The sequence below is a fragment of the Rhizobium sp. BG4 genome (assembly GCF_016864575.1).
In the GTDB taxonomy this organism is placed as follows: domain Bacteria; phylum Pseudomonadota; class Alphaproteobacteria; order Rhizobiales; family Rhizobiaceae; genus Rhizobium.
Genome location: NZ_CP044126.1, coordinates 738,973 through 763,642 on the forward strand (window position 1 = coordinate 738,973; position 24,670 = coordinate 763,642).

Sequence of the window (24,670 nt, forward strand, 5' to 3'; positions counted from 1 at the left end):
CCTCAGCCGAAATCGCGGAAGCCCAACGCCTCGGCCTGGCGGGCAAATTCAAGCAGCGACTCGTAGGCGACATCGGACAGGATAGCGATATTCGTAAGCCCCAGCGTTTCGCGAACGGCCGCAAGCGATGGATCGGCGATTGCTGCCGATAATGCGTCTCTGAGGAGAGCGAGCTGCTCATCGCTTGCGTCGCCAGCGGTGATGAACGGCAGTCCGGCCCCGCCGGTGTTTTGGCTATGACACGAATCATCTCCAGCCTCGTCGAATCGAACCGCCTGATATTGGCGAAGGTGATGCAGTCGATCGAAGCGCAATCGGCCTGCCCGGCTGCAACCGCGTCGATACTGGCGCCGTGGCTGCCGGTCAGGACTACGCGGGCAAAGAACGGCCGCCCTCCGGCGAGCGGCGCGACAGCCGCCCGGAAGAGATTGGCGCCGGAATTGCTGTCCGGGCTGTTGATGGCGGCGATCTTGCCGCGCAGGTCCTCAAGACCGCCGAACGGCGAGTCGCGCCGGACAATGATGAAGCTGCGCATCAGCGGACCGGAGCAGCCCGGATGGTTGTATTCCGGCGTGGCGACCAGGCGGACTTTGCCTCGCAGCCGCGTCACATAGGGATATCCGCAGGTCTGAGAAAGCAGGAGATCCGGCCGCAGCCACGCCTCGTCATAGGCGATATCCCGGCTGAGTCTCTCCGGTACGCCGGAGAGCCCGGCCTCCAGAAGCGGCTCGCGGAGGAACGACCATAGGGCCTCCGTCGCCTCGGCGAGAGGTGCGGGCGTGACATACATGGCGATACTGGCAAGGCTCATCATTTGTCCAATATTGGCAGCAGCGGTGTCGTGCAATGGCCGTTCTCGTGCCCATGCCATCCCCCGAAAATGCCCGCAAATCCTGGGTTTTGCCGATAAATTGCGAAAGAAACGCAAAAGAGAGCAATTCAGCGCTGTCTAAGCCATTGATATATCAAGGCTCGGACGATAGGGTCTGCCGTCGATTTCAGACCAGCTGACATAAAAGGAACGTCAATGGCTACGGGTACCGTAAAATTCTTCAACGATGACAAGGGCTTTGGATTCATCACGCCGGAAAACGGCGGCCAGGATGTATTCGTCCACGTCTCCGCTCTGCAGCGCGGCAGCTCGCTGCGTGAAGGCGACAAGGTGAGCTACGAAGTCGGCCAGGATCGCAAGACCGGCAAGTCCAAGGCTGAGAACGTTTCGGTTCTCTAATCCCTTGAAAATATCCGGCCCGTACCGATGCGGGCGGGCCGGAGATGACCACAGGCGACGATGGTTCGCCTTAGCGCAGCTAGTTATCCAGCTCCGCAAAATACTTCGCGCCGGCGTCGGTCAGAAGCGGCCGAGCGTCCTTCAGCGGCACACTCAGCATGTCGTAGGTGCAGGCGAAGATCACATGCGGCAGGCCCTGCAGCGTGAAGACCAGGCTATCCTGCGTGAAATAGACGGCGAGGTTCTGCTTGACGAGATCGTCATAGCCGCAATCCTGCTCGCTATCGGCATCCATCTTGTCGCGATGGCTATTCACATAGGCAGCAAGCTCATCATCCGGCCCCCAGGTGATGATCGCATCCTTCGCCGCCGTGGCGGGGTCGATAATGTTGCCGCTATCGTCCTTGGCAACCCAGCCCTTCAACAGCTTTTCCGGCACCAGCGCCTGGCCGGTGCGCGCATCGGCAAGCCGGTGATCGGTGAAATTGTCAGGATGCGCCCCACCGCAATAGAAGCTGCCGCTCTCGGAGATACCGATGAGACGCGGGCTGAGATGCTCGACCGTCACCTGGCCGCCACCATCGAAACCGCTCGTCCCCTCGCCATCGAAACCGGACCAGGCAAAGCCGAGATAGGCGCGCGACAGGCAGGTGAAGGCCGGGATTTCGAACTGCAGCCGCTGCTGGGCGAGATAGGCATTGATCGGCCCGATATCCTCGCCGCCAAGCGAGACGACGGTGGGATAGGCGAGCCCGACGCGGCTATCCTCATCCATGCGATAGCTCAGCTGACCGGCATTGGTGATCGGCCCTTCCTTCAACGGGCGTGAGACCTTGAGGAAATCGTAGGGCAGGTCCTTGGCGGTGAAAACCGGCGGCTCCGGATGTCCGGACGGATAGTAGCCGGGATCCATCGCATCGAAGAGATCATCGGAATCGCGCAAGATACGGCTGCCCTTCCGCTCCAGCTTTATGGGCAACACCTTGCCGCTCTCGCCGTCCTTCCAGGTTCCTGCGAGACCGCCGGCGGCATCGGCCTTCAGGCTCCAGGTGGCGCCGATCGGCGCCTCGTCGACCTGCGTGTCATCCGCCTTCTTGCAGAGCTTCGGCGTGCAGGGCTTTTCCTCCTCAAGGGTCACGCTGCCCTTACCGTTTGCGGAAGCATGCAACGGTATGTCGGCGCCCTTCGCCATGTAGGAGTAACGCCCGGCCTCGTATTGGCCGCTGGCGCCATTGGCGAGCTCGACGATGATCGGCAGTTTGCCGATCGTGCCCGAGAAGGTCACGGCCTCGCCGGCAGCGGCAAGGGGCGCCGTGGCGACGACGGAAAGGAAAGCCAAAGCCGCAAAGCGCATGAAAGCTCCTCGAAAATCACCCGCTGGAAACGGCCCGATCTAGTCATCCCGCGTCGCCTGGCTCAAGCGAAATCGACGAAACCGCAGCCGAATATCGGCGGCGTCAGCCTCGCCGTCTCCTCCCGGCAACAGCCCCGCGTCGAAGCGCAACACTTTGCTAACCATAGGCTTTCGATAGACGGAACGTGCGCCGGGTTCGCTCGTTTGCAGAATAGAAGAGGAGCCTTTCACCATGAGCGAGCGGCTGGAAAATAAGTTCATCACCCAGAAAGAACATCAGGACATCGTCGACTTCTACAAGAAGGTCGTGGCCTTTCAGCACCGCACGATTCGCGACCTGCGCGAGTTGATCGCGGTCAGGGATGGTCCGCGGGAGCCCGAGGAAGAATTCGTGGCGCCGCAGATCGAGACGCAGCCTGACAATGTGATCACCGTCGAGTTCAGACGGCAGCGCTAGCTGACCAGGCGGCAACGGAAGGCGGGGCTGCGGGCGATCTCGGCCCGCTCCTTGCCTATCGGCACGATGTCGATGACATCGGCCAACCTGAAGAGGTGGCGAACACCGCCAGCCTCGATGAGGATATCGCCATGGCCAACGCGAAGATCGGTAGCAACAAAGTTCCGTTCGTCGCCGTCATCTATAATCGACACAACAAACACGACAGCCTCACCAGAGATCGACTTTGAGATTCTGTCTAATTTCGCGTCAATTCGTAAATATTATATGAGAAATTACTGATTAGACTTTGTAGTCGTCCTAAATCTAAGATGTCCTTGCCTTAGTTTTGCCACCGGCACGACATGCCGCCTTTACAGAGCGGTGGTAATCTCCTTCGCAAAGATGGAGATGATCATGCAAGATTTGACGATGTCCGAAGCCCTGAAGGATCCGCTGATCCGGCTGCTGCTGCGCGCCGACAAGGTGAGCCTGGGCGACTTTGCCAAGGTTCTGGAAACCGCTGCCAACGACCGCAATCGTCAGCTCGACAGCAAGGGCAAGCAGCGGGAGCCGCTCGCCGCCTGATTGTTGGAAATCATTTCAGTGGTGGCTGTAGAGGCCCGGCTGGAAATCTTCGTCGGCGCGATCGGGAAACAGGGTTCTGCGCACCTGCTTCAGCCGCTGCACCTCATTCTGCTGCCGCAACAGAAGCTCGGCGGTCACATCCTTGAAAGCACCGCCGTCGGATTGGGCCACGCGTACGGTGCCTCCCTTCGACAGGAAGTCACAAAACGACTGCGCCGAGCGCAGATGGGTCGTTATCTCGACATAGCGATCATCAGTGACTGACACGCTTACCTCCTCGCTTTGACGTCAGCATTAACCATCAGTTTGGCGACTTCATGACTGCCGCCTGTGAATGGTCACCTATCTCTCCTTAGCGTCAGTTCAAGGGTTCCGTTTTCGCCTGCCTATGGTGTAAGACCTTGGATAGCGATGACATATTTGATTGGCTGACAATGCGCGCACCCCGCAGCTTGAACCCATCGAACTTGGTCGAAACCGGCTTGGGCGTCCTCGAATATGAGCTGGCGGCTGAACGCGCGAGTTCGCTTGGCCGCCAGGGATTGTCCGTCGAGCAGGCGCTCTTTTCGCTCAAGACAGCCGAAGAGAAGGGCGTGCCGGTAGCCGAGCGCGAGCAGCTCGTCGATACGGCAGCGCAGGCCGTCTGGGCGCTTTTCGTGCAGCGCGACATTTGCGGATTGCGCAACACCCGCGATGTCATCCAGCGTTACGGCATTCCCAACCACGTGCTTGCGCGTCTCGGCGCAGCCCCGCGGCGATAGCCGACCGCCCCACCAATCCCGAAATATCAATCCCGAGGAACATCGACGATGAGCATGACGAACTGGAAAGCCGACCCATTGGAATGGGGCAACGGAAAGCGGATCTTCGAAGTCTTTCTGGAGCCGACCTGCCCCTATTCCGTCAAGGCGTTCCGCAAGCTCGACGGCCTGCTGAAACTTGCCGGAGAGGATCGCGTCACCATCAAGATCCGCCTGCAGTCCCAGCCCTGGCACATGTTTTCAGGCGTCATCGTCCGCGCCATTCTGGCGGCATCGACGCTTGAGGGCGGCAAGGAAAGCGCCAGGAAAGTGCTCGCCGCCGTCGGCGACCACCGCGAGGAATTCGAGTTCGCCCATCACGCCGGCGGCCCCAATATGGACGCGACGCCGAACGGCATCCTCAAGCGGATCGCCAATTACAGCGGCCTCCAGCTCGCCGAAGCCTTCGCGATCGCCGATCTCGACCGCGAGATCAAATGGCACGCCAAATATGCCCGCCAGAACGGCATCCATGTCTCGCCCACCTTCATGATCGACGGATTGGTACAGCCCGATCTCGGCAGCGGAGACGAGATCGAAGTCTGGGCTAAGAAGCTTGTGGGGTGAGAGCGCCTGACAAGCGCGAACCGATTGACGCATGAAGCAGCCATCGAGAAGTCAGAAAGCGAGAAAGGCGTTCACGGCAAAGCTCATTGCCGGGATCGGCGGCTTTGCGGCCGCAGCGCTTTCGCTCGGCCTGTCGCTCTATCAGGCGCGAACGGCGGGCGAGATTGCGACGGTCGCGCCGGGCACATCGGTCGATAGCGGCCAGTGGAATGTGACGCTCTATTCGGCGCGGGTCTCGAGCGAAATGCCTGACGGTTCGCGCATTCCCGACGGCAAGAAGGCGCTTGTCGTCGAAGCGGCGCTGGAGAATATCACGGAGGAAAGCTCCAACCTCTACAGGAGAACGATCAGGCCGGATCTGGCGGATGCGCCGGAGCCGCAATTCTACCTGATGCGCGATCGGGGCACACTCTGGGATCTGCAGCCCCTGATGCCCGAGAAGATCGCTGTTGTCTGGCAGGTGCCGGCCTCGCAGAAACTGCCGGACAGGCTGAGCCTCACCATTGCCGGAACCACCTACAAGGCGAAGGACAATCTCTATGCGGCGCCCGGCTGGTTTCCGGCGAGCGACGTCGCCAAGGTCGAGCTGCCGCTTTCGCAGCAGGGAGCGGCACAATGATGCGGCTTCTGACATCGCTGTTGCTGGTCGTCGCCGCCTTTGCCGTGCTGGCATTTCTGCATTCGACAACGCCGTCCTATGCCGTGCTGACCGGCCCGCTCGAAACCTTCGGTCCGCAGCACCAGACAGTCGAAAGCGACGCGTTCAGCCTCAAGGCCAACAAGGTCCTGCGGGCGAAAACCCTCGCCTTCAAGCGGTATGGCAGTCCGGTGTCGCTCGATACGCAAGGGATTTTTGTGATCGTCACCGCCGATGCCGAGACGAAGCACGAGACCATGCCGCTTCGCGCCGCGGCGATCGAAGGCGCGTCCGGCCGGCTCTACCGGCAGAGCCACCGCGCCGATGGCGCGCCGCAGCTTTTCAGCGATAAGACGCTGCAGCCCGGCCTTCCGGCCAGCGGCCTCTTCATCTTCGAGATGCCGGAAGAGGAAACCGCCGGCATGACCCTCATCGTCTCGCGCCAACCCGGGCCGCAGCTCGACGCGGAGATCCATATCCGTCTCGATCAGAACGGCATCGAGACGCGCAAGATCGAGGAGATCGGCGAAAATGGCCTCTAGAACCGAACGACGCTACCGTCTGCTGTCTCTTTGCGCGCTTCCGGTCCTGCTGGTTGCCGGCTACGGCATCTTTGCCTGGCGCAATATCGAGGATTATGTGCAGCGCAACGAGCTCAGCATTCGCGAGAATAGCGAGCAGCAGGCTTATGCCGGTGCCCTCTGGCGACTTGAAAAGGTCCGGCTGATCGGCGATGGCCGCGATACCAAGGTGATCTTTCCCGGCGAAAGGCGGCTGCTGATCGTTCGCCTCGCCGCGAAGGCCGAAGGCGACATCGGCGATGCCTGGTTCGATTGCAGGATGTCGCTGACCGACGGCAGCGGCCGGGAATGGGCGCCGCTCGATTTCATCTCCTCCGACACGATCAGCCGCACGCTCGATCCACAGGCAAAGCCGGTCGAGGGATGCGCAGCAGCATCCCGCCAGCCGCCGGCCAGGGATGCCGAGGTCGAGATCGAGGAAAAATTCGTGATCCCCGCCGGTGCGGCGCAGTCGCTTCAGGCAAGGCTGAGCTTTGCGTCGACGCGGCCGGAGGCTCTGGCCCTGCCGCTCGGCTTGCAGCAGAACTAGCTGGCGCTGCGCCGCCACTCGCGGCCCTGCGCGAAGCCGATTTCAAGCGCCGCGGCAAGCAGGCAGATTTTCACCGGGACGACGAGAACGCCGACATCGCCGGGCGCGCTCGGGCTTCCGAGAAACAGCGATATCCCCTGCGAGATGATCTGCCAGGTGTGAAGATCGTGGGGACCGATGAGATTGGCAGTTCCATACCAGGCCCAGGCAGCCGCCCAATCCAGCACCCGGTAAAGCACAATGACGCTGAGGGCCAAGGCGAGACCGGAGCCGATCGCCAGCCCAATGCCTTCCGCCAGCGCCCTGTAGCGCTTCGCCGTACCGGCGATGAAATGGGCGATGAAGTCTCGGACAAAGGACGGAAGCCCGTCCCAGCGCGACACGATGCGGGCAATGCGCCCTTCGCTCATCGGCCGCTCGCCATTGATGTCATAGCCGTAGATGATTGCGGCGAGCGTCAGCCACACTGCCGGATAAACGGCGTAGAAGAACAGGTTGCGGATCTGATCATAGGTGCTGATCGACGCCGCTTCCGCCGTCGGCGGAAAGACTGTCGCGGCGATCGCGTTTCCGATCGGGTCGAGCGCGGCAAACAACTGGCCGATTGCCTCCGGCAGGTGAGCGACCCAGGCCCTGATCTCGTCTTCCCAGCTTGAAATCACATAAAGACCGATAAAGGCCCAGTTGGCGTCGCAGACGACGATCACCAGCGGCCAGACCGGCGACTTCGAGCGCTTGTGCATCGCCTTGGCAAACCGGCGCACCGCCCAGGCGATGGCAACCGAGGCGATGAGCCAGGTGCTTGTCGAAAACTCCAGAATATTGGCGTCCTCGCCAAACATCGTCAGGTCGAAGGAGAGTTTCGAATATTCGCGGATCGTATCGCCGAGCAGGCCCCAGGCGGTGTAGTAGGCAAAGAACGGCAGAAGCGTCAGCGCTAAAGCCGAGGTGAAGCCGGAAGCTCCGGAATCCGAACCCTTCGCCCTCTCCGGCCGCGCCTCGGCAGTGCGCGAAGCGGCATCGAGCGCGGGGAGGCCCGGCCTTACCGTCCGGAACAAGGCGACGATGATCACGAGCTTGAGGAGAACGACGAAGGCGAGCATTGACAGGCCGGCGATGCCATTCAATCGCCCAAGCATCACGGCCATCTCGTTCAATACAGCGTTGCCGATAACGCCGACCAGCCAGAGCGCCATCAGTTGCGGCCAGAACCGCCACAGAAGACGAAGTGTCAGAAAGGGAAGCCGGAAGAGCGGGCGCACCGGCGAAGTGCTGTCCTGAACGAGCGCGGTCATGTCTCTGATACTAACCGGCACACCGGAAAACGCCACCCCGCCTATCGATTTGGCGAGGAGCGGAGGTAGTGGCGCGGCGGGCCGACGGTGCCGCGCTCTATGAGCCTGACGGACATTCCCACGCGCCGCACCCTGGCATCCGGGTTCAGCGCCCTTTCCTTCAGGATTTCCCAGCCAACGCGTCCGAGCTCCTCGCGCTCGATCCTCATCGTCGTCAGCGGCGGGTTGCTGTGCTGGGCAATCGAGATGTCGTCCATGCCGATGACCGAGAAATCGCGCGGGATGCTGTGGCCGCGTCCGCGCAGCGCATCGACCACACCGAGCGCCATGATGTCGTTGCTGCAGACGAAAGCCGTTGCCTTCTCGAAGCGGCCCTTCTGCATGGATTCGATCAACGCCTTCGAGGTGTCCGGCTCGAGAATGCCGGCGGCCGTCAGGTCGAACAGATGCCGTTCGGGATCGATCGCAATGCCCGCTTCCTGCATGGCATCGCGGAAGCCGTCGAAGCGCTCCTTGAGCGAGGTCCTGAACAGACGGCTGACATGGACGATTTCGGTATGCCCCTCCGACAGGAGCCGCGTCGTCGCCAGCCATCCGGCCGAACGGTTATCCGGCAAGACGCAGGAGATCCGCATCGTCCGGTCGATACCATTGACGATGACAGCCGGTGCCCTGCTTCTGACGACCTGCTCGATGAGGACGGGATGATCGAGCCCGACGAGCAGAAGGGACGCGCCTTCGGCCGCAAGCAGGTTCTCGACATTGACGCTTCCGGTCTCGATATCGGGCGTCAGCAGATTGACCTTGGCATCGATGCCAGCCTCGCGCGCCGCATCGAGCGCGCCCTGAATGACGCCTTCGTAGAATTTCGAATTGAGATAGAGCGCCGCCGTCGTCACCACGGCAAGCCCCGAAGGAAAGGCCTCGGCCAGATCATTGTTCCTGTGCCGGTAGTCGAGACGCGCGGCCGCTTCGAGGATGCGCTCGCGGCTTTCGTTGCCGACGCCGGAGCGGTTGTTGAGCGCCTTGGAGACCGACGCAATCGAAACGCCGGCGGCTTCGGCAATATCGGCAATTCTCGATCTGCGTGACATCGGGCTCTCCTCGCATTCCATCTAGCACGAGAAAAGCGCCCTCCACCAGATGAGGAAGAAATTTTCGTTTATTACGAAATTTTTCTTTTCTGCATCACATTTTCGTTTATCGTTGCCCCGTCGCCGCATCAAGCGGGCGGCATTGACCTGGGAGGGGAAGATGCTGAGACGAAGGGAATTTATCGCAAGCGCACTCGCGGCAGCGGTCATCGACATTCCTCGCGCCATGGCGGCGGAAGAATCGCTGCGGGTCTTCTGGTGGGGAAATCCCGACCGTGCGAAACGGACCGGCGAGGTCATCAAGCAGTTCGAAGCCGCCACCCCTGACGCGAAATTCGTCGGGCAGGTCGCCACGTCGGACTATTGGGTGAAGCTCGCGACGATGGTTGCCGGCCGCAACGTGCCCGATGTCTTCGCCCTGGAACCGGTGACCTTCGCCGATTATTCGCGCCGCGGCGCGACGCTCGATCTTTCACCGTTCCGCGACAGTATCATCGCCTCAAAGGATTTCTCGCCCGGCGCCCTCGATCTCGGAACGGTCGACGGCAAGCTGACGGGCATACCGACATCGCTGAACGCCGCCGCGCTCATCGTCGACAAGACTGCCCTGGAGAAGGCGGGCGTCCCCGGGCCCACGGCGGCCACCACCTGGGAGCAATTCAAGACGATCTGCACCGATTTCAAGAAGGCGGCGGGTTCCGGAAATCTCTTCGCCGTCGGCAACGGCGCGCGCTACAGCTTCGTCTTCGAGGTCTGGCTGCGCCAGCGCGGCAAGACGCTGTTCACGCAGGACGGACATCTCGGCTTCGAAGAGGCGGATGCGATCGAATGGTTCGACTATTGGGACCAGATGGCCAAGGCGGGCGCTTGCGTCACCGCCGACATCCAGGCGCTCGACAAGGGCAATATCGAGACGAACCCGATCGCCAGCGGCAATGCCGTCATGGCTTTTGCCTATTCCAACCAGCTTGCCGGCTACGGCGCGCTTGCGAAATCCGAAATGTCGATCGGTTCGCTTCCGGTACAGGATGCCGGCGGCCCTTCGGGGTTGTTTTACCGCCCCTCGACGCTATGGTCGATCTCACCCTGGTCGAAATCGCCGGAGACGGCGGCCAAGTTCATCAACTTCTTCGTCAATGACACCAATGCCGGACATGCGCTTGGAACCGAGCGCGGCGTGCCCGTGAATACCAAGATCCAGGGTGACGTGGCGGCGACCGGCGACAAGATCTCGAAGCAGACGATCGACTATATCGCCTCACTGAAGGACCGGGTCGGGCCCTATCCGCCCGCCATCCCGATCGGAGCTGCGGAGTTTTCGCAGCAGGTTTTGACGGCAACGGCCGACAGCCTGGCCTTCGAGCAGATCTCGCCGTCCGACGCCGGCAAGCAGCTGATGTCGGAAGGCAAGCGCATACTGGGCGGCTAGACCGCAGCGAGACGATCATGGATCAGCGAAACAATCCGAACCCGGCCGTGGATAAAGAGGATGAAGCGCGCCGGCTGCAGTTCCTTCCCTGGGAACGCGTGGCCGGTGACCTGCTTCATCCGGCGCATCTGGCACGCAAGGCGGCACTCCAGAGGGCGTGCGGCGCTGAACTGGCGGAGACGGCCTACATTGCCGAGCATGCCGCCGTCTTCACCGAGAGGCTGAAGATGGGCGAGCGGTCCTGGATTGCCGGCCATGCGCTGGTCAGGGGCGACATCACGCTCGGCGACGATTGCACCGTCAACCCCTATGCCTGCATCTCCGGAAAAGTTGCCTGCGGGAACGGCGTCAGGATCGCATCACACGCATCGATCGTCGGCTTCAACCATGGCTTCGATGACACCAGCCTGCCGATCCACCGCCAGAAAGTGACGACCACGGGCATCACGATTGGCGACGATGTGTGGATCGGCGCCAATGCCGTCATTCTTGACGGCGCAGTCATCGGCAGCGGCGCGGTGATCGCCGCGGGCGCCGTCGTCGCCGGCGAGATCCCGCCGATGTCGATTGCCGGCGGCGTGCCCGCGCGCGTCATCCGCAAGCGCGGCGCCCCTCCCGCCTCTCCGCTTCCGGCGGCATCGAGGACCGGCTTCAGAAGCTGGGCAACAAGGCGCAGGCGCAGTGGCCCGAAATTCTCGGGCGATGGAAAACCGCCGAAATCTATGAATCGCTGGAAGCCGACGGCATCAGCCGCCCGGCCGCCCGGCATCTCAACGATGCGATCGAGATTGCCGCAGGGTTCGGGGCATTTCCGCCGGGCCTCGATACGACGGCGACGATCGAGCTTCTGCAGGACCTGCAGGACGAGGAGACCGGTCTCTTCCCTGAAAAGAATACACCGCGGGATCGTCCGCTCCGGGAAGATCCGAAGGCACTCTATAACGTCCTTTCCGTCGGATATGCGCTCGAAGTGCTCGGATCGCGTCCGCGCCAGGCTATCCAGGCGGTGCAGATCGATGCGGACGAGCTCGACCGGTGGCTTTCAGCTCTGCCCTGGAAGACATCGGCCTGGAGTGCCGGGAGCGTCGTCGACGCGATCGGAACGGCGATGTATTTCAACGCCCGCTATTTCAACGTCGAGCAACCGCGCCAGGCGCTCTTCGATTGGCTCACTCGACATATCAACAAGGCGACCGGCCTTTGGGGCGAGCCCACAACGCTCGAAGGCTGGCTGCAGCCGGTCAACGGCTTCTACCGCCTGACCCGCGGCACCTATGCGCAATTCGGGGTTCCGCTTCCGAACCCGCAGGCATCCTTCGAAACGTTGCTGCTGAACTACCGCAATCACGAGGGTTTCACCGGCGCCAAATACACCGCGTGCAATCTCCTCGACACGATCCACCCACTGCTGCTGATCGCGCGGCAGACCGATTACCGGCGCGGCGATGGCGAAGAGATTGCGCGCAAAATCATCGTAAGAGCGCTTGATCGATGGCAGGATGGCGAGGGTTTTGCCTTTGCCGACGGCAGCCCGGCTAGCCTTCAGGGCACCGAGATGTGGCTCTCGGTCGTTCATCTCGCCGCCGACTATCTCGGGCTTGCTGGCGCCTTTGCCTTCGTTCCCAAAGGTGTCCATCGCACCGAAACCGTCGGTCTCGGGCTTTAGGCGCTACTTACCGGCCACCGGGAGGGAAACGCCCACCGGTACGCGCGGATGCTCGCCCTGCCGGAAGGCAATCCGGCAGCGGACACCCGCGGGATCGAAAATATGCTCCAGCGTGCCGCGAAGCTGGCGCTCGACGAGGCGGGCGAGCAGGCCCGATCCCTCCCCGGTCCGGCCGATATTTCCAACGCGCGGTCCATTCGTCTCGATCCACGAGAGAGAAATGGCCTCGCCATTCCGCGACCATGTGATTTCGACCGTGCCCGATTCGATCGACAGCGCGCCGTGCTTGAGCGCGTTCGTTGCAAGCTCGTTGATAGAGAGCCCCAAGGGCACGGCCCGGGTACTGTCGATCTCCATCGAAGGACCGCTGAGCACGATCCGTCCAGGCGCTGTGTTTCGGTAAGGCTCGACCTCGATTTCGATAAGATCGCGGATGTCGATGCTGGCATCCCGCGACATGCGTTCGTCGAGCAGCGAATGGGCGCGCGAAAGGGCCTGGATACGCCCGACGAGATCATCGGCGGCTTCGCCCTTTATCGAGAGCTTCGCCAGGCTTTGCGCACCCATATAGGCGTTCTTGACCCGGTGGCGCAGCTCATCGCGGGCGAGTTCCGCCTCCTCCAGAGCGCCTGACAGCGCGACGATCAGCCGGACGTTTTCGATCGCCGTCGCCGCCGCACTTGCCAGCGCTTCGAGAATCTCGATCTCCATCCTCGTCGGCTGATAGGGCGCCGCCCAATAGGCGCCGATCGCACCGATCGGATCCTGTGGACGAACCGGCGTCATGGCGATCGCGCGAACGAACGTGTCCTGATAGAGCTCCCGCGGAACGCGGTCCTCGTGGTCGATATCGGGAATGACGATCGTCTTGCGCTCGGCCATCGCCCAGCCGCTGACGCAGGCCGATGCCGGGAATTTCTGTCCCTTCCAGAGCGCGCCGATCGCATCCTCTTCGATATAGTGGCAGAGGTCGTCCTCTTTCCGGATCACGGCGATGCCCTGGCAGCCGATCATGCTGCGCGCGGTGGCGCGGATGATCCCGACGACATGGCTGGCGTCGCGCGCGCCGGCAAGCTGCGCAATCGCGTGCGTCAGGACGGCGAGCGGCGTCGCTTGCTGATCTGTGTAATCCAGGGGTGTCATAGCGGCCTCCTTCCGGGGCCGGCGGCCGTTTCTCGACCACTCAAGGTGGCATCCTACAGGTTTTGATGGGATACGTCTAACAACCGGATCGATTTATATTTTCAAAGATATCGCCTTCCAAAATTGCCGCAACCGGCGCATGCGACGCAACGAAAGTCCGGCCACGGCGTTGGAAAGCTGATTGTGTATGGACCGTCTCGAAGCTTTGCACATCAGGCGTTTGCCGATATCAATCATATCGCCGCAAGGCAGCAGCTATTGCTTCGCTGACACGAAGCTCGAAACAGGACCCCTTCGTTGACATTCCCGCAATTGCGATCCGAAGATCCCGAGCTGGGGCACGAGACCCGAAATGGTCTGCCCGCGCTCGTTCTGGCAGCCTTGGGCGTCGTCTATGGCGATATCGGCACCAGCCCGCTCTATGCTTTCAGAGAGGCGCTGCATGCGACGGCGGGATCAGGATCGCATCGCGATAATGTGCTAGGCATTCTCTCGCTGATCGTCTGGGCGCTGACGATCGTCGTCACCGTCAAATACGTGACCTTCGTTCTGAAGGCGGATAACCGAGGCGAAGGCGGCACGCTGTCCCTGATGACGCTCGCGCGCCAGAGCCTTGTCGGGCGTCCGGTCTGGGTGCTCGTGCTTGGCGTCGCCGGCGCCTCGCTGTTCCTGGGTGACGCGATCATCACGCCAGCGATTTCCGTGCTGTCGGCGGTCGAGGGCATTCAGGTGGTGGCACCGGCGCTGTCCGACTGGATCGTGCCGATCACTCTGACGATCATCGCCGTTCTGTTCTTCGTCCAGCGTTTCGGCACCGGCGGCGTCGCATCCGTTTTCGGCCCGGTCATGGCGCTCTGGTTCGCCGTGCTCGGCATCAGCGGCGGCATTCATATTCTCGACGATCCGGCCGTCCTCGGCGCGATCAACCCCGTTCACGCGGTCACCTATGCCGCAAGCAATGTCGGGCTGACGATCACCGTTCTCGGCGCTGTCTTCCTCGCCGTCACCGGCGCCGAGGCGCTCTATGTCGATCTCGGCCATTTCGGCCGCAAGCCGATCGTCATGGCATGGTTCTGCCTCGTCTTTCCGTGCCTGCTGCTCAACTATTTCGGACAGGGCGCCTTCGTTCTGGCCAATCCGGAGATGGCCGCGCACCCGTTCTTCGGCATGCATCCGCCATGGGCCCGCGTGCCGATGGTCTGCCTTGCGACCGCCGCAACGGTCATTGCCAGCCAGGCGGTGATCTCGGGTGCCTATTCGCTGGTGCGCCAGGCGATGCACCTCAATCTGCTGCCGCGCCTGCAGATCCTGCACACCTCGGAGACCCATTCCGGGCAGATCTTCATGCCGCAGGTGAACTCGTTCCTGTTTATCTTCGTCGTCGCGCTCGTGCTCTATTTCAAGAATTCGAGTGGGCTGTCGGCTGCTTACGGCATTGCCGTGACCGGCGAGATGGTGATCACCAGCGTGCTGCTCTTCGTGGTCATGCGCCGCATCTGGAACTGGAAACCGATAACCGCCGCTGCCGTCGTCGTGCCGCTGTTCCTCATCGACAGCGGCTTCTTCATCGCCAATGTCGCCAAGTTCGCCGATGGCGGCTGGGTGCCGGTGGCCGTCGCCTCGACGATGGGGCTGATCATGTACACCTGGATGGCGGGACGCCGTCTGCTGATTGCCCGCACCAGGGCAGACGAGATCCCACTCGCCTCGATCATCGACCGTCTCGCGCAGAAGCGGCCACCGACCGTTCCCGGCACTGCGATCTTTCTGACCAGCGACGTCGAGGGCGCGCCGACGGCGCTGCTGCACAGCCTCAAGCACTACAAGGTGATCCACGAGCAGAACGTCATCCTCAGCGTCATCACCGCGACAACGCCGTTCGTGCCTGATGACGAGAAGATCTTCCTCGAGAGCTTCAATCCGCTGTTCAGCCGGCTGATTATCACCTTCGGCTATATGGAGACGCCGAACATCCCACGCGCGCTCGTGCTCGTGCGCCAGCTCGGCCTGAAGTTCGACATCATGTCGACCTCGTTCTTCCTGTCGCGCAGGACGCTGCTGCCGTCGAAGAAGGGCGGCATGCCCTTCTGGCAGGACCGCCTCTTCATCGTTCTTGCCCAGAATGCCGGGAATGCGACCGACTATTTCGGCCTGCCATCCGGCCGCGTCGTCGAACTCGGGCTGCAGACGACGATCTGACATCTTCTTAAAATGAAAGAGGCGGAGCTCATGCCCCGCCTCTTGCTCACCGGCAGCCTGGAGCTGTCAGATGTCCGCCCTGACGGCCTGGCGCTGGTTGCCGAGCTTTTCGATGCCGAGTTCGACGACGTCGCCTGCCTTGAGATAGCGCGGCGGCTTCATGCCCATGCCGACGCCGGGCGGCGTGCCCGTCGAGATAATGTCGCCCGGGTGCAGCGACATGAACTGGCTGAGATAGGAGACGAGATAGGCAACGCCATAGACCATGGTCTTGCTGGAGCCGTTCTGCATCGTCTCGCCATTGACCTTCAGCCACATGCCGAGGTTCTGCGGATCGGGAACCTCGTCCTTGGTGACCAGCCACGGACCGGTCGGACCGAACGTGTCGCAGGACTTGCCTTTGGTCCACTGGCCGGAACGCTCGATCTGGAAGGCGCGTTCGGAGACGTCGTGGATCGTGCAATAGCCGGCGACATAATCGAGCGCGTCGGCTTCGCTGACATATTTCGCGGTCTTGCCGATAACGATGCCGAGCTCGACTTCCCAGTCGGTCTTTTCCGAACCGCGCGGGATGAGGAGATCGTCATTGGGACCGACAATGGCGGAGGTCGCCTTCATGAAGATGATCGGCTCCGGCGGCACGGTGGCGCCGGTCTCGGCGGCGTGGTCGGAATAGTTGAGACCGATGCAGATGAACTTGCCGGTTCCGGCCACGCAGGCGCCGAGCCGCGGATTGCAGTCGACGGCAGGCAGCGTGCTCGCATCGATGCGCGACAGTTCTGCGAGGCGATCGGGGTTCAGCGCTGCGCCGGAGAGATCGGTCAGATGGCCCGAGAGATCGCGGATCGTGCCACCGGCATCGAGAAGGCCGGGCTTTTCCTGACCGGCTTCACCGTAACGAAGAAATTTCATGATGCTTCCATTCTGTTGTCTTCCGGAAATCAGATCGTCCAGCCGCCATCGATGGCGTAGGCCTGGCCCGATGTGTAGGTGGCGCCGGCGAGATAAACGGCGAGCTCGGCGATCTCTTCTGGCGACCCCAGGCGGCCCATCGGCTGGCGGGAGATGAAGGCGGCGCGTGCCGTCTCGTAGTCACCCTGTGCCTTCATGCGATCCTGCAGCGACGGGCTCTCGACGGTGCCGGGGCAAATGGCGTTGCAGCGGACGCCCTGGGCGACATAATCGGCGGCGACCGACTTGGTCAGTCCGATGACGGCCGCCTTGGTCACGCCGTAGGCGAAGCGGTTCGGCACGCCCTTGATGCTCGAGGCGACCGAAGCCATGTTGATGATCGAGCCATCCTTGCGCTCCAGCATCCCGGGCAGCACCGCACGGATGGTGCGGATCATCGCCTTGACGTTGAGGTCGAGCGCAAATTCCAGATCGCTGTCCTTCATTTCGAGGATCGATCCGGCATGGACGAACCCAGCGCAATTGAACAGCACGTCGACCCGGCCGATCTCGGAGACCAAGGCGTTCACTGCCGCTTCGTCGAGGACGTTGAGCTTGTGGGTCGAGATCCCGGTCTCGGCGCTAAGCTGCGCCAGCGTCTCGGTGTTGATATCGGTCGCGTGCACTTTGGCACCGGCCTGATGGAAGGCGATCGCCGAGGCCCGGCCGATCCCCTGCCCTGCAGCGGTGATCAGAACGGTCTTGCCGGCCAAATCCTGTGTCATGGTTCTATCCCTGTTTCTGTTTGCGCTCGACGAGCAGGATGTGGTCTGCGGCGAGCACGACTTCATTGCGCTGGTTCAGCACTTCGCAACGCTCGACGACGCGGCCCATATCCGGTCGCTTCGGATCGTCTTCCTTCGAGGAGATCGTCACGCGAGTGCGGATCGTATCGCCGATATGGACGGGGCGGACGAAGCGCAGGCGGTCGTAGCCGTAGGAGAAGGCGACCGGGTTGATGAGCGTCGCCGTCAGCCCGACGCCGATCGAGAACACCATCGTGCCATGGGCGATCCGCTGGCCGCCGGGCATCGTCTTGGCGAATTCGGCATCCATGTGATGCGGAAAGAAATCGCCGGTATGCCCGGCATGGACCACGAAGTCGGTTTCGGTGATCGTGCGTCCCGTCGTCGTGCGAACGGCGTTCAGCGCGTAGTCTTCGTAATGGATGGTCTGTTCGGACACGGGATCACTCCTTCGGCAGCGGGCTCAGCGGCGTCGCCGGGCTCGCGCTCGATTGATAGGCGGCTTCGACAAGCGCCATCGTTTGCCATCCGTCCTCGACGGATCCGATGAGCGCATCGTCTTCGCCGGAGGCAAAGCGCTGCAGGTTTGCCATGCGGTTGGCAAAGGCATCCGGGAACCAGGTTCCGTCGAGCGGCACCGAGACCCAATCATCGGCGCCATTGGCCTTGATCCAGAGTTCGTCCGGCTCGCCGCGCGGATAGTCGAGATTGACGCCGAGCTTCAGATAGGCAGCACCCTTCGTTCCGCAAATACGGAATTCGCAGGCCTGGAACCGGCGCCCGAAATCGTGGTCGTGATTGATCGACAGCGCGCACCGGATCCTGTCGCCATAGTCGAGGATCGCGGCGGTGCGCGTCTGCGCCACCTCATGGTTCGGATGGCCGATGGTCTTGGCGTGGACGCCGAGCGGATTGCCGAGCAGGTCCCTGACGACATCGAGATAATGGATCGAGTGCATGGCGATCTCGATGCGCGGCAGTCCCTTGAGGAACGGCCAGAGACCCCACGGGGTCGCCAGCGCCAGCCATGCGTCGAAATCGACGACCTCGCCGAGATGCCCCCTGGCGATCGCATCCTTCAGCGCCAGCATCATCGGCGCGAAGCGCAGCTGGAAATTGACGGCGGCCTTTATCCTCCGGGAACGGCAGAGCGACAGGATTTCCGTCGCTTCCTGCAGATTGCTGCCCATCGGCTTTTGCAGCAGCGCGAAGGACCCTTCCGGCAGCTTCGACAGGATTGCGGCATGGGCAGCGGGCGGGGTCGCCAGATCGAAGATCGCGCCTTCGGTCTTGAGCGCGTCGTCTTCAGAGGTGAAGGCGACCGTGCCCCATTGCTCGGCGAGTGCGCTCGCCTTGGCATGATTGGGATCGAAGATGCCTGCGACGGGAAACCCGGCCTTCCTGTAAGCCGGAAGGTGCGCGTCGCCGACGATGCTTCCGGCCCCGAAGATCACGATCGGGCGCGGCTTGGCGGGGCGCGGCCATGATTGCCGCAGACGGCTTGGATCGAAGGCCTCAGTCATGATGGAAGACCTCCTCCATCATCGCCCACCATTCGCCGGGCTTGCGGGTTTCGAGCGGCTGCTGCTGCGGCATGCAGACGGCCCACCATTCCTTGTTCTTCGGATGTGCCGCCATCTTCGCCATGTCGGCGTCGAAGTCGTCGCCGGTATATTCCCAGTAGCCGAAGAGCAGGTTTTCAGGCTCTTTCAGGAAGATGGAATAGTTGGTGATGTTGCATTCGGAGATCAGCGCCAGGATCTCCGGCCAGACAGCCGCGTGCAGGGCCTTGTACTCCGCGATCTTCTCGGGTTTCAGCCCGACAACCATTCCCATGCGCCGCATGGCCACTCTCCTCAGCCGCGAAACTCTCGGGTGAATTCCTTGATTGAGCGAGCCTCGACGGCCTGCCAATCCCAGCTGATGCCGAGGCCTGGTTCGGACGGCGCGATCGCGCGGCCGTCGCGGATCTCCATGCCCTTGGTGGTCAGCTGATCGAGCTGCGGAATGTATTCGACATATTTGCCGTTCTGCACGGCGCAGACCAGGCTGACATGCAGCTCCATCAGGAAGTGCGGGCAGACCGGGATATCGAAGGCCTCGGCGGCGTGCGCGACCTTGAGCCAGGGCGTGATGCCACCGATGCGGGCAACATCGACCTGGACGATCGAGCAGGCGCCCTTCTGCATATATTCGCGGAAATGCCGGATCGAATAGATCGACTCGCCGACGGCAATCGGCGTCGCCGTCGAGCGCGACAGACGGATATGCCCATCGAGATCGTCGGCCGGCAGCGGCTCCTCGATCCAGGCAAGGTCGAGTTCCTTCAGGCGCGCGGCGCGGCGGATTACTTCATCGACCATGAAGCCCTGATTGCAATCCGTCATGATCTCGAAGCCGTCGCCGACAGCGGCGCGCACGGCCGAAAGGCGCGCGTAGTCTTCGGCGCCATGCGGCTTTCCGATCTTCACCTTGGAGCCGGAAAAGCCCTTCGACTTCGCCAGCAGCGCGTCTTCAACCAGCGCTTCCTTCTCGATATGCAGCCAGCCGCCCTCGGTGGTGTAGAGCGGGCAGCTATCCTTGGCGCCGCCCGCGAGCTTCCAGAGCGGCAGGCCCTGTTTCTTGCCCGGAGATCCCAGAGAGCGGTATCGACGGCGGCGAGCGCCAGTGCGGTGATCGCACCGATCGTCGTCGCGTGTGTCGCAAATTCCATCTTGTGCCAGATCGCCTCGATGCAATCGGCATCCTCGCCGATCAGCAGCGGAACGAGATGATCCGACAGCAGCCGCATGATCGACGAGCCGCCGGTGCCGATCGTATAGCTGTAACCAATGCCCGTCGCGCCGTCGGAATCGGTGATCGTGACGATCGGGGTTTCCTGGCTGACGAAGCTCTGGATGGCATCCGTGCGCTTGACCTTGGGAGCAAGGTCGACCATGCGGATTTCAATCTTCTCGATGCGGGCCATGTCTCTCTCCTCCCCCTCAGATTGCCAGGCTTTTGCCGGTATCGGCTGCAAACAGATGCGCCTGTGACAGGTCGAAGCTCATCTTGATCTGCTCGCCCGTCGCCAGCGCCCGCGGATTGAGCATGCGCGCCACCCATTCCCGGCCGGCGAATTCGACGAAGACGAGCGTCTCGTTGCCGAGCGGCTCGGTGATGCTGACCGGCAGGCTCGCCTCGTGAACCTCCGAGGCGCTTCCGGTGACCAGGCCGTGACCGGTCGGGAACAGGTCGTCGGGGCGCAGGCCGAAGGTAACCTTCTGGCCCTGCGTCACCGCACTCTTGAACTTTGCCGGCAGCGGCAGGCGATCGCCGTTGGCGAAGACGACGCTGTCGCCATCGACGGTGGCATCGAGAATGTTCATCGGCGGCGAGCCGATGAAGCCGGCGACGAAGCGCGTTGCCGGGCGCTTGAACACTTCATCCGGTGTGCCGACCTGCTCGATGTAGCCATCGCGCATGATGACGATGCGGTCGGCGAGCGTCATGGCCTCGACCTGGTCGTGGGTGACGTAGATGACCGTCGCCTGCACCTTGGCATGCAGCTTCTTGATCTCGGTGCGCATCTGCGTGCGCAGCTTGGCGTCGAGGTTCGACAGCGGCTCGTCGAACAGGAAGACCTCGGGATTGCGCACGATGGCGCGGCCCATGGCGACGCGCTGGCGCTGGCCGCCGGAGAGCTGCGCCGGACGGCGGTCCATCAGCGCCTCAAGGCTGAGGATCGCAGCGGCCTCATTGACACGCTGATCGATCTCGGGCTGCGCCACCTTGGCGATCTTCAGCGAGAAGCCCATGTTCTCGCGCACGCTCATATGCGGATAGAGCGCGTAGGACTGGAAGACCATCGAGATATTGCGGTCGCGGGGCGCCAGATCGTTGACAACGCGGCCGCCGATTTCGATGTCGCCGCCGGAAATCGGCTCCAGACCGGCGACCATGCGCAGCGTCGTCGACTTGCCGCAGCCGGACGGACCGACGAGCGCGATGAACTCCTTGTCGGCAATATCAAGATCGATGCCGTGGACGATTTCGAGCGCGCCGTAGCGCTTGACGAGTTTCTTGAGGGAGACCTGAGCCATGGGAAATCAACCTTTGACCGCGCCGAATGTCAGGCCGGATACGAGATGCTTTTGAATGATGAAGGTGAGCGCCAGCGCCGGAACGATCATGACAACCGCGAGCGCGCACATGCCGCGCCAGTCGATAGTGAACTCCGCCGTGTAATCGAGGAGGCCTACCGGCAACGTCTTCGAATTGACCGAACGCGTCAGCTGCGAGGCGAGTGCGTACTCGTTCCAGCAGGTGAGGAAGGCGAAGATGCCTGCCGAGGCGATGCCTGGACCGGCCAGCGGAAACTCGACCTTCCAGAAGGCCTGCCAGCGGGTGCAGCCGTCGATCTGTGCGGCTTCCGCCAGATCCTTTGGCACCTGGCGGAAGAAGCCGTCGATCAGCCAGATCGTGAAGGGCACGTTGAGCGCCACATAGGTCAGGATCAGGCCGAAATGCGTATCGATGATGCCGATGCGCGAATAGACGATGAAGAGCGGCAGCGACAGCGCGATGCCCGGGACCGAGCGCGTCAGCATCAGGCCGAGGAAGGTCGCGGACTTGCCGGCAAACCGGAAGCGCGCGAAAGCGTAACCGCCTGACATGCCGATCGCCAGCGCGATCACCGTCGAGGTGATCGAGATGATCAGCGAGTTGCGGAAGTAGTCCCAGATCGGAATGCCACCCTTGCCGATACCGGAGAACATCGCGCGGTAGGCATCGAGCGACAGCTCGTTCGGAATCCAGACCGGCGGCTTCGCCATGATTTCGACCGGCGGGCGCAGCGAACTGAGCACGATCCAGAAGCCTGGAAGGCAGATGATGAGCATCGCCAGGAACAGGCCGATCAGATAGAAGACACGACCGATACGGCGGCGCAGGCGTTGTTGTGCATTGAGATCCATGGCTTACCACTCCGCGCCGATTTGGGTGCGGGCGAGCGCCAGCTTCCGGAAGAAATAGACGGTGAAGGCGATCGACAGGATGATCGAGACATAGGCCATGGCATTGGCAAGGCCCATCTGCGCATCCGCATAGGCGGTGCGGCCGACCAGCGTCCAGAGCAGCTCGGTGCGCCGCGCCGGCCCGCCATCCGTCATGATCTTGACGATGTCATAGGCGCGCGCGACGTCGAGCGAGCGGATCGTCATGGCGATGAAGGCGAAGGGCATCAGGAACGGCCAGATGACATAGCGGAAGGTCTGCCAGGGCGTGCAGCCATCGACGCGGGCGGCCTCGACCGGCTCCTGCGGCATGGCGAGCAGTCCTGACAAGATCAGGATCGCGAAGACCGCCGTTGACGACCAGACCTCGGCGACGACGATCGAAAACAGCGCCAGATTGCCGTCGATCAGCCACGGGATCGCGTTGTCGGTCAGGCTAAGCGCCTGCAGGGCATTGTTGATCAGGCCGACATTGTCATTGAACATAAACTTGAACTGGAAGCCGACGAGCACCGGCGAGAACATCATCGGGAACATCATCATGGTGCGCAGCACGCGCTGGCCCATGGTCGCCTTGTTGACGAGCAGCGCCAGGCCGAGACCGAGCAGCATTTCGAGATTGAGCGCTATCGTCAGCAGTACGACGGTGCGCACGAAAGCGGCGAGAAACACCGGATCGGTGAGGATGCGCATGTAGTTGCGCAGGCCGACGAAGACATAGAGCGTCTGCGGCCGGGTCAGCCGGAACGGCGTGAAACTGGAATAAAGCGAAAGCAGCAGGGGAACCAAGACGACTGCCGCCAGCACGATGATGGCCGGCAGGAGCAGAAGAATGGGTGTCGGAATTTTTTTGAACATCGAGCGACCTGTCCACGCCATATCCGGCGCCTGGACTGCAGGAGGGAGCCTGCAAGAAGCTCCGGTCTTCCAAAAATGAAGCCCCGCACCCGTTTCCGGATGCGGGACCTGTTATGACAGGATCAGAGAGCGCCAGCGTCCTTGAGGATGTTGGTCGCCTTGTCGGCTGCAGCGTCGAGCGCTTCCTTGGAAGTCTTGTCGCCCAGGATGGCCGACTGCAGTTCCGGATAGACCGCGTTGGAAATCTCGATCCATTCAGGCGTGCGCGGAACCGGGAAGGCATGCTTCATGGCTTCCTGGAAGGCGCCGAGAGCTTCCTTCTTGTAAGGGTCGCTCGCAGCCTGCTGGATATCCCAATCCCAGACCGCCTTGCGGGTCGGCAGCGTGCCGTTCGCAGCTTCGATCTTCTGCGAATCCTCATTGGTGAGGAACCAGACGAGCGAGGCCGCCGCATCCTTGTGTTCGCAGGCTTCGGTGACCGAGAAGCCGTGGTGACCGGACCAGCCGGTCCGCTTGCCGGAAGAACCGGCAGGCTGGACGATCACGCCGACATTGCCGGCAATCTTCGAGTTCTTCGGGTCGTTGAAGTAAGCAGCCCAACCAGGCCAGTCGAGATCGAGCGCCACGGTGCCCGAGGCGAAGCCGGCGCCGAGGTCATCCCAGAGGTAGTTGGTCGTGCCGGCCGGAACAGCCTTCGCCTTGTACATGTTCACGAACCAGTCGAGCGCGCGAACACCGGCATCCGAGTTGAAGGCCGGCTTGCCGTCCTTGTCGAGATATTCGCCGCCCTCGGCGACCAGCATTTCGAAGAAGCGGCCGTTGATCGCCTCTTCCTTACCGGGGAACTGTGTGCCGAAGAAATTCGGCGGATTGGAGAAGAAGATCGCCTGGTCGGAAACCTGCTTCCAGGTGTCCGGCGGCGTCAGGTCGTAGCCGTACTTTTCCTTGAAGGCCTTCTTTTTGGCTTCGTCGGTATAGAGGCTCTTCTGGTAATACATGGCCGACACGTCGAACTGGGCGCGCGGCAGCATGACCAGCTTGTCGTCGATCGTCGAAGCGGAGATCGTCGAGTCAACGAACTTGGCGATTTCATCGGCCGGCAGAAGCGGCTTCAGGTCGGTATAGAGGCCTTCGTAGATCGGCGCGAAGGACGAATGGTTGGAACCGACGCACCACTTGATGTCGCCCGAAGCCAAATCCGACTTCATTTCCTTGTCGAGCTCGAAATAGTTCTTCTTCGAGAGAACGTTGACCTTGGCGCCGGTCTCCTTCTCCCACTCGGCGATGCGCGCATAGAGCGGCTCGTACTGCTGGCCGCCGATCAGCTTGGCATCGATGGTCACACCTTCGAACTTGCCCGGCAGATCGGCCGCATTGGCCACGGATGCAAATAGCGAAATCCCAGCCGCGAGGCTGGCTATCAATCTTTTCATATTCCTCTCCTCCACAACGGCGACCTTGTTCAAGTTCGCCGAATCTCCTCACATATGAGTTTTATGTTTATATACAAACGACAAGAAAGTTCCTGCGTCAAGCGGAACTTTCCCTTCTCGAATGGTCCGTCTGCGTATA

The 24,670-nt window shown here is 62.0% G+C and carries 25 protein-coding genes and 3 pseudogenes; 11 read left to right on the plus strand and 17 right to left on the minus strand.

Features of this window, described 5'->3' with window-relative positions; all coding sequences use genetic code 11:
• Positions 1-2: 2 nt before the first annotated feature.
• Positions 3-811 (minus strand): annotated as a pseudogene (locus F2982_RS23545) (PhnD/SsuA/transferrin family substrate-binding protein).
• Positions 812-1,027: 216 nt separating this feature from the next.
• Here F2982_RS23545 and F2982_RS23550 point away from each other — a divergent pair.
• On the plus strand, positions 1,028-1,231 hold the full coding sequence (locus F2982_RS23550; protein WP_112712366.1) for a cold-shock protein: 204 nt from the start codon (positions 1,028-1,030) through the stop codon (positions 1,229-1,231).
• Between the two features lie 79 nt (positions 1,232-1,310).
• Here F2982_RS23550 and F2982_RS23555 read toward each other — a convergent pair whose 3' ends face one another.
• A complete protein-coding gene (locus F2982_RS23555; protein ID WP_203431095.1) occupies positions 1,311-2,585 on the minus strand; it encodes a hypothetical protein in 1,275 nt (424 codons plus the stop codon).
• A 232-nt stretch (positions 2,586-2,817) separates the two neighbouring features.
• Between F2982_RS23555 and F2982_RS23560 the strand changes: the two genes are divergently transcribed.
• Positions 2,818-3,042 carry a hypothetical protein gene (locus tag F2982_RS23560; protein WP_203431096.1) on the plus strand — a complete coding sequence of 75 codons (225 nt, stop codon included), beginning with the start codon at positions 2,818-2,820 and terminating at the stop codon, positions 3,040-3,042.
• Here the strand turns inward: F2982_RS23560 and F2982_RS23565 are convergent.
• Positions 3,039-3,245: a hypothetical protein gene (locus F2982_RS23565; RefSeq protein ID WP_203431097.1), complete on the minus strand. Its 207-nt coding sequence runs from the start codon at positions 3,243-3,245 to the stop codon at positions 3,039-3,041. The genes F2982_RS23560 and F2982_RS23565 overlap by 4 nt on opposite strands.
• Positions 3,246-3,438: 193 nt before the next feature.
• On the opposite strand from F2982_RS23565, the gene F2982_RS23570 reads away from it, so the two are divergent.
• On the plus strand, positions 3,439-3,609 hold the full coding sequence (locus F2982_RS23570; RefSeq protein ID WP_165402676.1) for a hypothetical protein: 171 nt from the start codon (positions 3,439-3,441) through the stop codon (positions 3,607-3,609).
• 15 nt (positions 3,610-3,624) lie between these two features.
• Here the strand turns inward: F2982_RS23570 and F2982_RS23575 are convergent, their stop codons facing one another.
• Positions 3,625-3,876, minus strand: coding sequence for a hypothetical protein (locus tag F2982_RS23575; RefSeq protein ID WP_130280004.1), 252 nt, complete (start codon positions 3,874-3,876; stop codon positions 3,625-3,627).
• A 161-nt stretch (positions 3,877-4,037) separates the two neighbouring features.
• Between F2982_RS23575 and F2982_RS23580 the strand changes: the two genes are divergently transcribed.
• Genes F2982_RS23580 through F2982_RS23600 form a run of 5 tightly spaced genes read left to right on the plus strand, consistent with a single transcriptional unit; the run spans position 4,038 to position 6,723 of the window.
• Positions 4,038-4,370 carry a DUF6665 family protein gene (locus tag F2982_RS23580; protein ID WP_199625880.1) on the plus strand — a complete coding sequence of 111 codons (333 nt, stop codon included), beginning with the start codon at positions 4,038-4,040 and terminating at the stop codon, positions 4,368-4,370.
• Positions 4,371-4,418: 48 nt separating this feature from the next.
• Positions 4,419-4,976 carry a thioredoxin gene (locus F2982_RS23585; RefSeq protein WP_203431098.1) on the plus strand — a complete coding sequence of 186 codons (558 nt, stop codon included), beginning with the start codon at positions 4,419-4,421 and terminating at the stop codon, positions 4,974-4,976.
• A gap of 31 nt (positions 4,977-5,007) precedes the next feature.
• A complete protein-coding gene (locus F2982_RS23590) occupies positions 5,008-5,595 on the plus strand; it encodes a hypothetical protein (RefSeq protein ID WP_203431099.1) in 588 nt (195 codons plus the stop codon).
• Positions 5,592-6,155 (plus strand): hypothetical protein, encoded by a 564-nt coding sequence (locus F2982_RS23595; protein ID WP_203431100.1) that lies wholly within the window; start codon positions 5,592-5,594, stop codon positions 6,153-6,155. The genes F2982_RS23590 and F2982_RS23595 overlap by 4 nt, the downstream gene beginning before the upstream one ends.
• Complete coding sequence (locus tag F2982_RS23600) at positions 6,145-6,723, plus strand: hypothetical protein (RefSeq protein WP_203431101.1); 579 nt, start codon at positions 6,145-6,147, stop codon at positions 6,721-6,723. The genes F2982_RS23595 and F2982_RS23600 overlap by 11 nt, the downstream gene beginning before the upstream one ends.
• Here F2982_RS23600 and F2982_RS23605 read toward each other — a convergent pair.
• Both F2982_RS23605 and F2982_RS23610 read right to left on the minus strand, forming a co-directional pair.
• Positions 6,720-8,018, minus strand: coding sequence for a hypothetical protein (locus F2982_RS23605; protein ID WP_203431102.1), 1,299 nt, complete (start codon positions 8,016-8,018; stop codon positions 6,720-6,722). The two genes, F2982_RS23600 and F2982_RS23605, sit on opposite strands and share 4 nt — an antisense overlap.
• 41 nt (positions 8,019-8,059) lie before the next feature.
• Complete coding sequence (locus F2982_RS23610; protein ID WP_203431103.1) at positions 8,060-9,112, minus strand: LacI family DNA-binding transcriptional regulator; 1,053 nt, start codon at positions 9,110-9,112, stop codon at positions 8,060-8,062.
• 160 nt (positions 9,113-9,272) lie between these two features.
• Between F2982_RS23610 and F2982_RS23615 the strand changes: the two genes are divergently transcribed.
• Positions 9,273-10,541 (plus strand): extracellular solute-binding protein, encoded by a 1,269-nt coding sequence (locus F2982_RS23615; protein ID WP_203431104.1) that lies wholly within the window; start codon positions 9,273-9,275, stop codon positions 10,539-10,541.
• A 17-nt stretch (positions 10,542-10,558) separates the two neighbouring features.
• Positions 10,559-12,207 (plus strand): annotated as a pseudogene (locus F2982_RS23620) (acyltransferase).
• Between the two features lie 3 nt (positions 12,208-12,210).
• Here the strand turns inward: F2982_RS23620 and F2982_RS23625 are convergent.
• Positions 12,211-13,350 carry an HWE histidine kinase domain-containing protein gene (locus F2982_RS23625; RefSeq protein WP_130280018.1) on the minus strand — a complete coding sequence of 380 codons (1,140 nt, stop codon included), beginning with the start codon at positions 13,348-13,350 and terminating at the stop codon, positions 12,211-12,213.
• Positions 13,351-13,647: 297 nt separating this feature from the next.
• Between F2982_RS23625 and F2982_RS23630 the strand changes: the two genes are divergently transcribed.
• Positions 13,648-15,549: a potassium transporter Kup gene (locus tag F2982_RS23630; protein ID WP_112712404.1), complete on the plus strand. Its 1,902-nt coding sequence runs from the start codon at positions 13,648-13,650 to the stop codon at positions 15,547-15,549.
• Positions 15,550-15,615: 66 nt separating this feature from the next.
• On the opposite strand, the gene F2982_RS23635 is transcribed toward F2982_RS23630, so the two are convergent.
• From F2982_RS23635 to F2982_RS23680, 10 genes and pseudogenes are all read right to left on the minus strand, one after another.
• Positions 15,616-16,461 (minus strand): fumarylacetoacetate hydrolase family protein, encoded by an 846-nt coding sequence (locus F2982_RS23635; RefSeq protein WP_203431105.1) that lies wholly within the window; start codon positions 16,459-16,461, stop codon positions 15,616-15,618.
• Positions 16,462-16,490: 29 nt separating this feature from the next.
• Positions 16,491-17,225 (minus strand): SDR family oxidoreductase, encoded by a 735-nt coding sequence (locus F2982_RS23640; protein WP_203431106.1) that lies wholly within the window; start codon positions 17,223-17,225, stop codon positions 16,491-16,493.
• 4 nt (positions 17,226-17,229) lie between these two features.
• Positions 17,230-17,685: a MaoC family dehydratase gene (locus F2982_RS23645; RefSeq protein WP_203431107.1), complete on the minus strand. Its 456-nt coding sequence runs from the start codon at positions 17,683-17,685 to the stop codon at positions 17,230-17,232.
• Between the two features lie 4 nt (positions 17,686-17,689).
• On the minus strand, positions 17,690-18,769 hold the full coding sequence (locus F2982_RS23650) for a Gfo/Idh/MocA family oxidoreductase (protein WP_203431108.1): 1,080 nt from the start codon (positions 18,767-18,769) through the stop codon (positions 17,690-17,692).
• A complete protein-coding gene (locus F2982_RS23655) occupies positions 18,762-19,091 on the minus strand; it encodes an L-rhamnose mutarotase (RefSeq protein ID WP_203431109.1) in 330 nt (109 codons plus the stop codon). The genes F2982_RS23650 and F2982_RS23655 overlap by 8 nt, the downstream gene beginning before the upstream one ends.
• Before the next feature lie 11 nt (positions 19,092-19,102).
• A pseudogene (locus F2982_RS23660) lies at positions 19,103-20,214 on the minus strand (mandelate racemase/muconate lactonizing enzyme family protein).
• A 16-nt stretch (positions 20,215-20,230) separates the two neighbouring features.
• A complete protein-coding gene (gene ugpC / locus F2982_RS23665) occupies positions 20,231-21,328 on the minus strand; it encodes a sn-glycerol-3-phosphate ABC transporter ATP-binding protein UgpC (protein WP_203431110.1) in 1,098 nt (365 codons plus the stop codon).
• A gap of 6 nt (positions 21,329-21,334) precedes the next feature.
• Entirely contained in the window at positions 21,335-22,201 is an 867-nt protein-coding gene (locus F2982_RS23670; RefSeq protein WP_199625456.1) for a carbohydrate ABC transporter permease, read from the minus strand.
• A 3-nt stretch (positions 22,202-22,204) separates the two neighbouring features.
• Positions 22,205-23,098, minus strand: coding sequence for a sugar ABC transporter permease (locus F2982_RS23675; protein ID WP_203431111.1), 894 nt, complete (start codon positions 23,096-23,098; stop codon positions 22,205-22,207).
• Positions 23,099-23,220: 122 nt separating this feature from the next.
• Complete coding sequence (locus tag F2982_RS23680) at positions 23,221-24,531, minus strand: extracellular solute-binding protein (RefSeq protein WP_203431112.1); 1,311 nt, start codon at positions 24,529-24,531, stop codon at positions 23,221-23,223.
• Positions 24,532-24,670: the final 139 nt, after the last annotated feature.

Coding starts and splice junctions, on each gene's coding strand:
- F2982_RS23550 (WP_112712366.1), top strand. CDS start 1,028: ATGGCTACGGGTACCGTAAAATTCTTCAACGATGACAAGGGCTTTGGA.
- F2982_RS23555 (WP_203431095.1), bottom strand. CDS start 2,585: ATGCGCTTTGCGGCTTTGGCTTTCCTTTCCGTCGTCGCCACGGCGCCC.
- F2982_RS23560 (WP_203431096.1), top strand. CDS start 2,818: ATGAGCGAGCGGCTGGAAAATAAGTTCATCACCCAGAAAGAACATCAG.
- F2982_RS23570 (WP_165402676.1), top strand. CDS start 3,439: ATGCAAGATTTGACGATGTCCGAAGCCCTGAAGGATCCGCTGATCCGG.
- F2982_RS23585 (WP_203431098.1), top strand. CDS start 4,419: ATGAGCATGACGAACTGGAAAGCCGACCCATTGGAATGGGGCAACGGA.
- F2982_RS23590 (WP_203431099.1), top strand. CDS start 5,008: ATGAAGCAGCCATCGAGAAGTCAGAAAGCGAGAAAGGCGTTCACGGCA.
- F2982_RS23595 (WP_203431100.1), top strand. CDS start 5,592: ATGATGCGGCTTCTGACATCGCTGTTGCTGGTCGTCGCCGCCTTTGCC.
- F2982_RS23600 (WP_203431101.1), top strand. CDS start 6,145: ATGGCCTCTAGAACCGAACGACGCTACCGTCTGCTGTCTCTTTGCGCG.
- F2982_RS23605 (WP_203431102.1), bottom strand. CDS start 8,018: ATGACCGCGCTCGTTCAGGACAGCACTTCGCCGGTGCGCCCGCTCTTC.
- F2982_RS23610 (WP_203431103.1), bottom strand. CDS start 9,112: ATGTCACGCAGATCGAGAATTGCCGATATTGCCGAAGCCGCCGGCGTT.
- F2982_RS23615 (WP_203431104.1), top strand. CDS start 9,273: ATGCTGAGACGAAGGGAATTTATCGCAAGCGCACTCGCGGCAGCGGTC.
- F2982_RS23625 (WP_130280018.1), bottom strand. CDS start 13,350: ATGACACCCCTGGATTACACAGATCAGCAAGCGACGCCGCTCGCCGTC.
- F2982_RS23635 (WP_203431105.1), bottom strand. CDS start 16,461: ATGAAATTTCTTCGTTACGGTGAAGCCGGTCAGGAAAAGCCCGGCCTT.
- F2982_RS23640 (WP_203431106.1), bottom strand. CDS start 17,225: ATGACACAGGATTTGGCCGGCAAGACCGTTCTGATCACCGCTGCAGGG.
- F2982_RS23650 (WP_203431108.1), bottom strand. CDS start 18,769: ATGACTGAGGCCTTCGATCCAAGCCGTCTGCGGCAATCATGGCCGCGC.
- F2982_RS23655 (WP_203431109.1), bottom strand. CDS start 19,091: ATGCGGCGCATGGGAATGGTTGTCGGGCTGAAACCCGAGAAGATCGCG.
- ugpC (WP_203431110.1), bottom strand. CDS start 21,328: ATGGCTCAGGTCTCCCTCAAGAAACTCGTCAAGCGCTACGGCGCGCTC.
- F2982_RS23670 (WP_199625456.1), bottom strand. CDS start 22,201: ATGGATCTCAATGCACAACAACGCCTGCGCCGCCGTATCGGTCGTGTC.
- F2982_RS23675 (WP_203431111.1), bottom strand. CDS start 23,098: ATGTTCAAAAAAATTCCGACACCCATTCTTCTGCTCCTGCCGGCCATC.
- F2982_RS23680 (WP_203431112.1), bottom strand. CDS start 24,531: ATGAAAAGATTGATAGCCAGCCTCGCGGCTGGGATTTCGCTATTTGCA.